The organism is Antribacter gilvus, from assembly GCF_003946865.1.
GTDB lineage: Bacteria > Actinomycetota > Actinomycetes > Actinomycetales > Cellulomonadaceae > Antribacter > Antribacter gilvus.
The window spans coordinates 86,190-96,647 of the sequence record NZ_QXTH01000016.1 but is presented as its reverse complement, the minus strand read 5'-3'; the positions used below and the strand labels follow the sequence as shown (position 1 = coordinate 96,647).

Annotated in this window: 13 protein-coding genes; 9 read left to right on the top strand and 4 right to left on the bottom strand. The window is 69.7% G+C overall.

The features are described 5' to 3' along the window. The first annotated feature begins 219 nt into the window (after positions 1-219). From D1350_RS21650 to D1350_RS21615, 8 genes are all read left to right on the top strand, one after another. A complete protein-coding gene (locus D1350_RS21650; RefSeq protein ID WP_125778125.1) occupies positions 220-516 on the top strand; it encodes a hypothetical protein in 297 nt (98 codons plus the stop codon). Beyond that, on the top strand, positions 513-923 hold the full coding sequence (locus D1350_RS21645) for a hypothetical protein (RefSeq protein WP_125778124.1): 411 nt from the start codon (positions 513-515) through the stop codon (positions 921-923). The genes D1350_RS21650 and D1350_RS21645 overlap by 4 nt, the downstream gene beginning before the upstream one ends. Beyond that, complete coding sequence (locus D1350_RS21640) at positions 920-1,774, top strand: HAD family hydrolase (protein ID WP_125778123.1); 855 nt, start codon at positions 920-922, stop codon at positions 1,772-1,774. Before D1350_RS21645 ends, D1350_RS21640 begins: the two co-directional genes overlap by 4 nt. Continuing rightward, positions 1,771-2,103 carry a hypothetical protein gene (locus D1350_RS21635; protein ID WP_125778122.1) on the top strand — a complete coding sequence of 111 codons (333 nt, stop codon included), beginning with the start codon at positions 1,771-1,773 and terminating at the stop codon, positions 2,101-2,103. Before D1350_RS21640 ends, D1350_RS21635 begins: the two co-directional genes overlap by 4 nt. Further along, positions 2,043-3,338: a cyclophane-forming radical SAM peptide maturase AmcB gene (gene amcB / locus D1350_RS21630; RefSeq protein WP_338068195.1), complete on the top strand. Its 1,296-nt coding sequence runs from the start codon at positions 2,043-2,045 to the stop codon at positions 3,336-3,338. The genes D1350_RS21635 and amcB overlap by 61 nt, the downstream gene beginning before the upstream one ends. Then, positions 3,335-3,529, top strand: a complete 195-nt coding sequence (gene amcA / locus D1350_RS21625) for a multiple cyclophane-containing RiPP AmcA (protein ID WP_125778121.1) — start codon at positions 3,335-3,337, stop codon at positions 3,527-3,529. The genes amcB and amcA overlap by 4 nt, the downstream gene beginning before the upstream one ends. A gap of 74 nt (positions 3,530-3,603) precedes the next feature. Then, positions 3,604-4,275 (top strand): pentapeptide repeat-containing protein, encoded by a 672-nt coding sequence (locus D1350_RS21620; protein WP_125778120.1) that lies wholly within the window; start codon positions 3,604-3,606, stop codon positions 4,273-4,275. A gap of 22 nt (positions 4,276-4,297) precedes the next feature. Further along, the gene (locus D1350_RS21615) at positions 4,298-5,032 is read left to right on the top strand and encodes a hypothetical protein (RefSeq protein WP_125778119.1); all 735 of its coding nucleotides are present in this window, start codon (positions 4,298-4,300) and stop codon (positions 5,030-5,032) included. A 9-nt stretch (positions 5,033-5,041) separates the two neighbouring features. Here the strand turns inward: D1350_RS21615 and mobF are convergent, their stop codons facing one another. The 4 genes from mobF to D1350_RS21595 form a co-directional block, all read right to left on the bottom strand. Beyond that, positions 5,042-8,704 carry a MobF family relaxase gene (gene mobF, locus D1350_RS21610; RefSeq protein ID WP_240644278.1) on the bottom strand — a complete coding sequence of 1,221 codons (3,663 nt, stop codon included), beginning with the start codon at positions 8,702-8,704 and terminating at the stop codon, positions 5,042-5,044. A 17-nt stretch (positions 8,705-8,721) separates the two neighbouring features. Then, positions 8,722-9,075 (bottom strand): hypothetical protein, encoded by a 354-nt coding sequence (locus tag D1350_RS23895; protein ID WP_164545271.1) that lies wholly within the window; start codon positions 9,073-9,075, stop codon positions 8,722-8,724. Next, positions 9,072-9,341 carry a hypothetical protein gene (locus D1350_RS21600; protein WP_125778117.1) on the bottom strand — a complete coding sequence of 90 codons (270 nt, stop codon included), beginning with the start codon at positions 9,339-9,341 and terminating at the stop codon, positions 9,072-9,074. The genes D1350_RS23895 and D1350_RS21600 overlap by 4 nt, the downstream gene beginning before the upstream one ends. A gap of 199 nt (positions 9,342-9,540) precedes the next feature. After that, positions 9,541-9,747 carry a helix-turn-helix transcriptional regulator gene (locus D1350_RS21595; protein WP_125778116.1) on the bottom strand — a complete coding sequence of 69 codons (207 nt, stop codon included), beginning with the start codon at positions 9,745-9,747 and terminating at the stop codon, positions 9,541-9,543. A gap of 98 nt (positions 9,748-9,845) precedes the next feature. Between D1350_RS21595 and D1350_RS21590 the strand changes: the two genes are divergently transcribed. Further along, a complete protein-coding gene (locus D1350_RS21590; RefSeq protein ID WP_125778115.1) occupies positions 9,846-10,457 on the top strand; it encodes a helix-turn-helix domain-containing protein in 612 nt (203 codons plus the stop codon). The last annotated feature ends 1 nt before the right edge of the window (position 10,458 follow it).

Below are 10,458 nucleotides of genomic sequence, written 5' to 3'. Positions count from 1 at the left end.
CCTTGCTGTCCTTGCTCATAAATCCGATCTCCGTTGCTGCCCCCAGCCTACGAACTCACCAGGACCGGGGTCTCACGGAAGTCTGGCGGATAGGGTAGCGTCGCGATTGCTGGACAACCCGTCCGAGGTCTCCTCTCGGACAGGCAGGTCCAGCTGCCAGCGAAGCAATGACACACGGCGTGCAGCGTCCCGAACCGGGCCGCCGCACAAGGGGGAACCATGAGGACCACGACGGAACAGGTCAGTCCACTGAGGCTGGCGCTCAGCGCCGCCTACGAGGCGTTGTCGCTCGCAGGCGACGGGCGCATCGAGCTCGTCACCGTGACCCGTGGCCGGCTGTGCCTGCAGCCCACCGTGCTGGCCGACGGCGAGGCGATCGCCCGGTCCCTCGGCTGCGACGTCCCCCTCGATCACCGGATGCTCGTCCCAGGGCACACGCTGTGGACCGGGGTCCGCGACGGGCTCGAAGTGCAGGTCCGGTCCGTGCTCCGGCGACCGCTCGGTGCCGAGCGATGAGCGCGCCGAGCCCGGTAGCCGTCGGGTACGTCTGCGCTCCGGAGGGCGATGCCCTGGAGGGCCAGCGGGACGCGGTGACCGACTACGCGCGGGTCGAGGGGTTGGCGTTGGCGCAGATCGTGACCGACCGGTTCGACACGTTCACGATCAGCCAGGTCGTGCAGACCGCGAAGTTCCACAACGCCCGCCTGGTCATCCTTCCCGCCCAGGCCCGCCTGGCGTCCGTCCGACGACGGGTCGCGCTGGAGCTGGAACCCGACGGCGCGACCTGCGTCGTGATCGGTGACGCACGGCCGAACGAGCAGCGGCCGGCGCGGTTGACCGACTCCCTGCCCCGCCGGACCCCTCCAACCACGACGGCCGCGCCGAGCGACGCGGCGGCAGACACCATGGAGACCGCACGATGACCGCCACCCAGAACCTGACCGGCGGGCGTCTGCTGGTCGCGCTGGACATCGACGGGACCCTGTGCCCGGACGGGACAAACATCCTCCCCGACGACACCCGCGACGCAGTGACCGAGATCGTGGCAGCAGGGCATGTCGTCGTGCTGGCGACGGGAAGGTCGCTCGTGGGGGTCCTGCCGATCGCGACTCTGCTCGGGTTGGACGGTTCGTGGGTCGTCGCGTCCAACGGTGCGGTGACGGCCCGGCTGGACCGGACGTGGCCCCGGGTCGAGTCCTGCCAGACCCTCGATGTCGCACCCGTCCTCCACCTCGCCCGCCGGTTGTGCCCTGGGGTGCGGGTCGCGGTCGAGGAGGTCGGCTTCGGCTACCACGTGAGCGAGCTGTTCGACCGGGCGGAGGTCAACGGCCGTCAGGTCGTCGTCTCCGACGACGACCTGACCGCGGAGCCCGCGCCCCGGGTGATCCTGTCGGCCCCGAACGCCACCGCGCTGCTTATGGAGCCGGTCCGCAGCCTCGGCGTCACCGTCAACCCGGCCTCCCCGTCCTGGTTGGACGTCACCCCGGCCGGGCTGTCCAAGGCTTCGGCCCTGGACGCTGTCCGCCGCCACGTCGGGATTGCTCCGGCCAACACGGTGTTCGTGGGCGACGGCGTGAACGATCTGGAGGCGATGGAGTGGGCCGCCCGCTCCTACGCCATGGGCCACGCCCCGATGGTCGTGCAGGACGCCGCCGACCACGTCACGGGCACGCTCGCTGAGCACGGCGCCGCGAAGGTGCTTCGCGGCCTGCACACTGGACCGGACGCGACGTCCGACGTTGAGGCGCAGGCGCTGGCCGGGGCTCGCTCATGACCGCTGCTCCGCCGGTCGAGCTGCTGCGCGAGGTCCGGGACCTCGCGGCGAGCCTGCACCCGCGCCTACACCCCGTCTCAGTGCGGGTCCGGCTGGACGGCACCGGCCCGGCACTGGCCTCGTGCGAGGTGTGGACCGGTGACGGCGACGCGATGATCGCCCACCACACCGACCTCCCGGCCGCCGTCGGGGCGACGATGCTCGATCTCGAACAGGCCCTCGTGGCGGCCGGTTACGCGTACGCCCTGACCGGGGACGGTCGCCCGAAGTGGCGCTACGACGCGAACAACGGCGGCCTCTACCTCCTCGATGTCGCCCGGCCCCTGTAGGCCTGCGCGACCAACCCGCGCCGTCCGGGGAATGGTCGGTGGTAGCGGCGCAGACAAGACCGACGAGCGACCAAGGAGAAACGTTGACTGCCCTCGACACGGCCGTTTCAGGCTCAGCCGACCGGTTCCACCAGTGGATCGCCTCGCACCCGGACCTCGTGGTTGTGCAACCCACAACCCTGTGCAACCTGAACTGCTCCTACTGCTACCTACCGTTCCGCAAAAGGCGCCTGGAGATGAGCCTGGGGGTCGCCCGACGGATCGCGGAGTCCCTGAAGGACATGCCGCCCGGCCACACGACCGAGGTGTGCTGGCACGGCGGGGAACCCTTGGCGATCGGGCCCGAGAAGCTGGCCGCGCTGATGGACCCATTCGAGGACCTTCGCCGTGCTGGCCGGGTCCGGCACAGCCTCCAGACGAACGCCACGCTCATCACCGACGCCTGGTGCGACCTGTTCGCGGGACGCGGCGTCTCGGTCGGGGTGAGCATCGACGGACCGGCCGACCTGAACGCCGAGCGCAGGGACTGGTCCGGACGGCCAGCGTTCGACCGGATCGTCGCCGGGATCGCGAAGCTGACCGAGCACAGGATCGCGTTCTCGCTCATCGCCGTGGTCGGTGAAGGGATCGACCGGGCGGGCGAGCTGCTGGACTTCCTGGCCTCGCTCGGGCCGACGTCGATCGGGTTGAACATCGAAGAGCTTGAAGGCGTCAACGACGCACGTACCCAGCCCAGCCCTGAACGGGCCCGCGCGTTCTGGACCGACGTGTTCGCCTGGTCGGGTGAGCACCCACGTGTCGAGATCCGGGAGCTGGACAGGCTCGGCCGGTACCTACGCACGATCCGCACCGGGCAGCGCGACTGGTGGGAGTCCCACCGGTTCGACCCGCTGCCCACCGTCTCCCACGACGGCGACGTTGTGCTGCTCTCCCCGGAGCTGGCCGGCATCCGTGACGACCGGTACGGCGACTTCATCGCGGGCAACGTCCTGGAGCGGTCGCTGGGCGACATCCTCGACGGCGCCCACCGCCTGCGGTACGTCACCGAGTTCATCGACGGCCTCGAAGCGTGCAAGGCGACGTGCGAGTTTTTCGACTTCTGCCGCGGGGCCCAGGCCGGCAACAGGTACTTCGAGAACGGCCGGTTCGACACCACTGAGACCAACTTCTGCCGCGTCTCCAAGCAGGAACTCGTCAACGCCCTGGTCGACATCACCCGAAAGGACAACGCATGACCATCAGCCTCGACACTCCGACCACCGCCCTGGCGGCCCTCCTGGACTCTGACCACGAGGCTGTCACCGCCCTGACCGGCACCGGCGGACCAGCCGCGGAGTGGGACAACCGGCCGGCGTGGGACAACTGGAAGAAGAACACCGGTCCCTGGGACAACCGCCCGAGCTGGGACAACTGGAAGAAGAACTGACGGCCGCCAGCACAGTGCTCCCGACCACCACGGGCGGGAGCACCGTCCGGGCCCTGTACCTAGGGTGAGGAACCATGGACACCTTGACGATCCGCGACCTGGCGATAGAGCTCCCAGCGCTGCACGAGGACGAGCTCACACCTGTCCAGCACCTCGACGCCGACGCTGATCGGCTGTCCCTGCTCTCCTACACCGACGCCGACCTGAGGAACCTCACCCTGTCGGGCACCCAGGTCTTCGACAGCCGCCTGAGCGGCGTGACGGCCCAGAGCGCCGACCTGGACAACCTTCGTCTGTCCTCCGTGGAGATCGTCCGTTGCGACCTGGCCTCCCTGACGTTCACCGCCAGCAGGCTGTCCCGCGTCCGGTTCACCGACTGCCGGTTTCTCGGCGCACGGTTCAGCGAACTGGTCCTGGACGACGTCGTGTTCGAGCGGTGCCGCTTCGACTACGCCACGTTCGACAACGTGACAGCCAAGGGACCGGTCGCGTTTCTCGGCTGCTCACTGACCGAAGCCGAGTTCACCGCCTGCGACCTCTCGGACGTCGCCTTCGAGGGGTGCTCACTACGAGCCACCTCGTTCCAGAACGGCACCTACAAGGGCACCGACCTGCGGGGCAACGACCTGTCCGCGATCGCCGGAGCCCTCAACCTCAGACGCATCGTTCTGGACCACCACCAGCTCACCGACCTGTCCACAGTCCTCGCAGACGAGCTCGGGATCACCTTCGCTGAGGACCGCTGACGCACGACACCAGGAGGCGAACGTGCCGACCCGCATCAGCTTCACCGAACTCGACGCCCTGACTGACCGCACCGAGACGACCACCGCTCGGCTCGCCTCCGGCGACGACGGCTGGGAAGACGGCTCGATCATCCCGGGCGCCGCCTGGGAACGACTCACCCCGCCGGAGGCCGAACTCTTACGGGCGTCGGACGAGAATCCTGCGAGCACTGTCCTCGAACTGGTCAAAGGGCCCCTGGACCACATCGCAGCCCGCGCGACCATCGCTGAGGACCCCAGCCTCCTCGACCCGCTCGATGGACGAGCGCCAGCGACCTTCGTCGGCTTCACCGACAGCGACCCAGGCCAGCGAACGACCACCATCGACTGGTCCACGAACCTGCGCATCGGCATCCACGTCGACAACTTCGACCGCCTGCCGATCCTTCATCGCACGCTCGCACGACGCCGCCTCGGGATCAACCTCGGCCCCGGCCCACGATGGCTCATAGCCGCCACGACCAACGTCCTGGACGCCTGCCAAGCTCTCGGCATCGAGGACCCGGGGCACTACCCGCACACCGACGACCTCCGCGCCTACATCGCCGAGGGGGCATCCCTCCGACTCCTGCGAATCAGGCTCGACCCCGGCGACGCGTACATTGCCCCAACCGAACTCCTCCCGCACGACGGATCAACGGTCGGCGCATCGGGTCCCTCCCGGATCGCGTTCTGGCTCGGTGACTGGCCTGTCGGGCTCGTCGCATCACTGGCATGACCGCCCTTGTCACAGACTCGGACCGCTGTGGCCATGCCGCTGCGACTCATGGCGGTCCCGGGGCGAGTTGCTGTTCACCACGGGATTTCGGAGCCGAGCTGCCAGGCGACGGGCGTCGTCGCTTTGGGCAATGCTCCGTGGTGCGTCGCCAAGGGCTTGGTCGGAGGTGATGCCGTACTTGTCGCGGTAGGCCGCGACGACCACGACCCGTTCGAGCCACTGCGCGGCGTCCTCGGCGGGGCACCGTGGGACCTTGCTTGTCCAGGGCTCCTGGTCGTGGATTGCCTGGGCGGCGAGGTGGCGTGCGCGTTGGCCGATCAGCTGTGCGCGGGCCTCCAGCGCGTCGTTCACGTCATCGCGGAAGTCGCCGATCGCTTGGGGGATGAGGCCCGCGATGCGGGCCGGCTGGTGGGTGGCGGGTCGGGCGGTGGCGTGGGCGAGGCGGTGGTGCAGCACGGCGGCGACGTCGTCGGCGTCGAACAGGGTCCGCCCGGCAGCGAGGCGTGGGAGGAGGGTGTCGACGTGGTGTCCGTCGGCCTCGGCGCGGCGTAGCTCGGCGCACAGCGGGCCGAAGGTCTCGGACTCCAGCACCTCGGCGATCTCCTGATTCTCGAACCCATTGCGGCGCAGGGCGTGGACGACCAGGTATGTCCAGCGGGGCTTCTGGGCGTGCTGGGCGATGGTCTCGTACTCCGCAGCGAGCCGGGCGATCGATGCGTACTGCTCATGCTCGGCGTGTCGGGTGTCGTGGGCGGAGGGTTCGGCGCCGCTGCGGGCCAGGATGCCTGCAAGGGTCGCACGGGCCCTGGCCTGCTGGGGGACCTCGTCGGGTTCGTGGCCGACGGCGTGCTCGTGGTTCCCGTCCCGGTCGGGGGCGTCGACGGGCACGAACAGCACGTTCAGGTCCCGCCCGCGGGTGCCGCCGACATACAGCGCTTCTCTGGTCATGGTCGGGGTGACCAGCTCGTACCCGGTGTCCACGGTCAGGCCTTCGGACCGGTGGACGGTGGTCGCGTATCCGAGGTCGACGTGCTCGGCGACGTAGGTGGCGGGCAGCCGCACGGTTCCCGGCCGGCCGGGGCTCGAGGTCGTGTTGTCGTCGGGATCGAGCCTGCGGGCCGTGATCGACCCGTCACGGTGGACAGCGACGACGTGCCACAGGTTGCCGTTGCGGACCCATCCGCCGGGGCTGTGGCGCAGGCGGCGGTCGTTGCGGCGGGTCAGGATCACGTCCCCGACCGAGGCTTCGACGTCCCCCGCAAGCCGGACGGCGCGGCCGTCGTCCACGACTCCTGCGAGGAGGCGTTCGGCGCGTGCGCGACGGTTCAGCTCGGTGACTGTCGCGTTGTCCGGCGCCATCAGCACGGACACGCGCCCGGCGTCGATGTCGGTCTTCCAGCGGGTGTAGGCGGCCTCGGCGACTTCCTCGGTGGTACCTGTGACGATCCGCCCGTGCTCCTCGTACAGCGCGAGCACGCGCGGGTCGCCATCGCGCAGGCTGAGCGACGCAGCCTTCTCCCACTCGTTGGTGAACCGGTGGACCTCGACCAGCTCGGGGACGTCGCCGGTGGTGCGGCGGCGTTCGGAGACCAGGAGGTTGAACGCACCGCCGGTCTCCACGGCGGACAGCTGGGCGGGGTCGCCGACGAGCAGCACCTTCGCCCCGACCTCGGCCGCGTGGCGGGTGATGGCGTGCAGGGTGTGGGAGCCGGCCAGGGACGCCTCGTCCACGATCACGAGCTGCCCGGGACGGAAGTTCAGGCGCCCCGCGTGGTGGTCGTGGAGCCACTTGGCGGTGTTCTCGCAGTCGATGCGCAGCTCGCTGGCGAGGACTTCGGCGGCCGCCGCTGACGGCGCGAGCCCGACGACGGACCCGGTGCCGTGGGCGTGCTCCCAGGCTGCGCGCAGCAGCCGCATCGTGGTGGTCTTACCGGTCCCCGCCGGGCCCACCAGGACGTCCACGACGCGCCCCGAGGTGGCGACGGAGACGACGGCGTCGGCCTGCGACGCGGAGACGATCCCCTGGGTGACGGCGTCGTCTGCGATCTGCCCGAGCAGGCTCCCGGCCACGACCGGGCCGGTCGTGTCGCCGGACAGGGCGAGCAGGTTCTCCTCGGCGCGCAGGACGGCTTCGGAGGTGAACACGGCGGCGTGGCGGGGGCGCAGCATCGAGGTGCCGTCGGCGCGGAGCAGGAACTCCGGGGTCGGCGCCAGGTCCGGCGGTGTCAGGGCGACCGAGGCGCCCTCGGCCGCAGCGACGACCCGCCCGATGACCTCCGTGCGGTCCCGGGCGGTGGCGAACCGCCATTCCATGGCCTGGCGTTCGGCCTCGGCGCGCAGGTTCGCGTGCCGCCACGTCGCCCGCTTGTCCCCCACGACCGCCACCACTGCTGCCGCAGCCTTCTGCACCGCTTCGGCGGGGACGTCGGCTGCCGTGTGCAACCGTGCCGGGCCGGTACCTGTGCGGCGGGCCGCCTCGGAGAGCAGGTCCCGCACCCAGGTGCGGGAGTCACGACCCAGGACTCGCGTGGCGCGCTCGCGCCACCACTGGGTCAGGTCCCCCAACGAGCGCAGCGTCTTGGGCGGGCGGGTCATCAACGTGGCCTGCGCGCGAAGCTTTACGATCGTCCGCTTGGACGGCTCACGCCCGTGGGACCGCCGGTAGTTCTCGATCAGCGCGTCCGCGCTGTGCTCGATCTCCGCCGACCGCGACGAGAACTCCGCCAGCAGATCATCAGGGACGCCGTCGATCTCCATCTGAGCGGTGCGGTCCCGGCCCCTCTCTCGGCGGGACCAGGTCACCCCCAGAGACGCTGTGAGCCGGTCGGCAAGGACCGCGTTGTAGTACTCGGAGTAGGCGACGTTCGCGTTGAACAGGGCGCGGGAGTCCAGGGTGCGCCATTTCCCGTCGACCAGGGTTCTCACCTTGTTCGCGACCACGACGTGGGTGTGGAGCTGGGGGTCGTGGGCGCGGGAGTCCCAGTGGTCGTAGCCCATGGCGACCAGGCCGGTGACCTCGGCGAAGCAGACCGACCCGTCCCCGGCATCGGCGCCCATCCTCGTGCCGGCGAACAGGTTCTCGATCAGCTCCAGCGTCTCGGCCACCGCCTGATGGTGCGCAGCCAGGATGATCGCCTGGGTCGTGCGATCCGACAGCGCCCACAGCACGGACACGGACTTCGGCACGGAGAACGTCAGGTCGAACCCAGCAGTCGGACGCTTCTCCCCGGCCGCGACCTCCTCGGCCGTAATCACATCGACCGCCGCCTGCCGCTCCTGCGGCGAGAGGCCCGGGTCGAGCCGGGCCGCGCGTTCTGCGACGCGGTCGGCGACAGGCTTGTACTTCGGGTACCGGCGACCCAACGGCGCTCCCGTGATCGGGTCCAGCCCTTGCCCGAGCAGCCGCTCCAGGTGCTCGACCGTGACCGCGTCACCGGGAGCAAGCTCCCCGTGGCCGAGGTCATGGACCGCGTTGCCGAGCCAGAACCCCGGAGGTGTCCCCGCGGCGGCGTAGTACGCCGCGACCGGATCCACCCACGAACCCTCCGCCCGCACCCGCCCGATCCCTGGGTGCGAACCTCGGCCCGGCATCGCCGCCATCGGTGGTAGGGCATCCAGGTCAGCATTGCGCACCGAGTTGAGCAAGTACTTGTACCCGTCCCCCGCGCTCATCGGCCGGATCGAGACCGTCACGACCAACCACCCCCGCCACGCGCGACGTCAAACGCCAGCAAACGTTTCCAACGGTCACGTTCCGCTACTGCCTGAGGTGTGACTGATGAGTTGGTGGTGGTGATGGGTGTGGTGGTGATGAGTGTGGTGGTGATGAGTGTGGTGGTGATGAGTGTTGTGGTGATGAGTGTGGTGGTGATGAGTGTGGTGGTGATAGGTGTGGTGGTGATAGGTGTGGTGGTGATGAGTGTGGTGGTGATGAGTGTGGTGGTGATAGGTGTGGTGGTGATGGGTTCGCGAGGGTGTCCAGCTGCCGGGCGCCCCACCCGGCCACGGTCGCCCGCAGGCTCGCCGCGCCGGCGGGCCGTCATGGCTCGCTCACCCCGGCCGCCTCGAAGAGCGTCGGGGCCACCCAGCCCTGACCGGCCGTGGCGACCTTGCGAACCCTCCGCCGCGCCTTGGCCGGGCCATCGAGCCGCGACGGGGTGGCGTCGGTACCTGCAGTCAGTTCCGGGAGCAGTCGCCATGTCGTCCGGTGACCGGGCCCGAAGCCCGTTCGGTGCGTCGTCGCAACCGCGGCCTGCGCGTTCTTCACTGTCGACGCGGCGAAGCCCGCCGCACGGGCCGCGTCGAGCACGACGCGAGCCTGGCCACTCCCGCCGTGAGTGGCCAGAAAGCTCCGCAGCCACGCCGCCGCGCCGAGCGAGCGCGCCTTCCGGCGTTCCTCGTCCAGCGACGGTGACCGCCGAGAGGGTTCGGCATCGTTGCCGGGGAAACGAACGAGGCCCGGATGCCGTAGCGTCCGAGCCTCGTTCGTGTGCGCACCCCCCGCGGGGTCACGCTGTTTGCGGTCGTGCACCCTCGGCCTCCCGTTCCGCGAGCCACGCGGCGACCTTCGACGCGCGATAGACGACCACCCTGGGACCGAGCCGGAACCACTCCGGCCCTTCGCCGATGTAGCGCCACCACCGAAGCGTGTTCGCCGGAACACCAAGCAGCAGTGCCACCTCACGCGTGCGAAGCAGCTCGTCGTCGCTCTCCATGCCCACCACCTCCATTTCGAGTTAACGAGGACTACACTACCAAGTCTGACTAGAGTCTCTGGTTCGCGTCAACGAGAAGCGCGAGTAAGTTGGTAGCCATGGCAGAAGAACGCGACACCTACGTCGGTAAGAACATCGCTCGCTTCCGGGGCGCGGAGTCCCAGCAGACGATCGCCGACCGCATGCGCCGTCGGGGCTGGCGCTGGTCCCAGGCCACGATGTGGGCCGTCGAGCGCGGCGACCGCCCGGTTCGGCTCGTGGAGGCGGTCGACCTCGCCGAGATCCTCCGCGTGTCATTGCACGACCTCCTGTCCCGCCCGTCTATGGCCCACGCGTCCCACGACGCGCTGAGCGCAGCCGGGAAGGTCCGGAAAGCCCACCACGATGCCGTCACGGCCATCCACCACTTGGAGATGGCGCGCGACGAGCTGAGAGCCGCTCTCGACAACGCAAGCATGTTCACCGAGTGGCAGCCGGACCAGGATCAGCGGGACCTGATCGAGAGCGCACTCGGCCACGTCCCGGACACGGTGCCCGCGTTCGCGAGCATCAGCGTCGACCCCGACACGTTGGGCTGGCAGAAGGACGAGGCGATGCAGGCGCTCACGAAGAAGCACAGCCCGGCGTTCACTCCCGAGAACTGGCGAGCGGAGCGGGGCCTCACCGCGACGCCCGTCGAGACCGAACCGCCAACACCGAAGGAAGGGTGAG

Bases quoted from the DNA above. Each gene is read 5' to 3' on its own strand.
- D1350_RS21650 (WP_125778125.1), top strand. From the start codon at position 220: ATGAGGACCACGACGGAACAGGTCAGTCCACTGAGGCTGGCGCTCAGC.
- mobF (WP_240644278.1), bottom strand. From the start codon at position 8,704: ATGAGCGCGGGGGACGGGTACAAGTACTTGCTCAACTCGGTGCGCAAT.
- D1350_RS21595 (WP_125778116.1), bottom strand. From the start codon at position 9,747: ATGGAGAGCGACGACGAGCTGCTTCGCACGCGTGAGGTGGCACTGCTG.
- amcA (WP_125778121.1), top strand. From the start codon at position 3,335: ATGACCATCAGCCTCGACACTCCGACCACCGCCCTGGCGGCCCTCCTG.
- D1350_RS21620 (WP_125778120.1), top strand. From the start codon at position 3,604: ATGGACACCTTGACGATCCGCGACCTGGCGATAGAGCTCCCAGCGCTG.
- D1350_RS21590 (WP_125778115.1), top strand. From the start codon at position 9,846: ATGGCAGAAGAACGCGACACCTACGTCGGTAAGAACATCGCTCGCTTC.
- D1350_RS23895 (WP_164545271.1), bottom strand. From the start codon at position 9,075: ATGACGGCCCGCCGGCGCGGCGAGCCTGCGGGCGACCGTGGCCGGGTG.
- D1350_RS21635 (WP_125778122.1), top strand. From the start codon at position 1,771: ATGACCGCTGCTCCGCCGGTCGAGCTGCTGCGCGAGGTCCGGGACCTC.
- D1350_RS21640 (WP_125778123.1), top strand. From the start codon at position 920: ATGACCGCCACCCAGAACCTGACCGGCGGGCGTCTGCTGGTCGCGCTG.
- D1350_RS21645 (WP_125778124.1), top strand. From the start codon at position 513: ATGAGCGCGCCGAGCCCGGTAGCCGTCGGGTACGTCTGCGCTCCGGAG.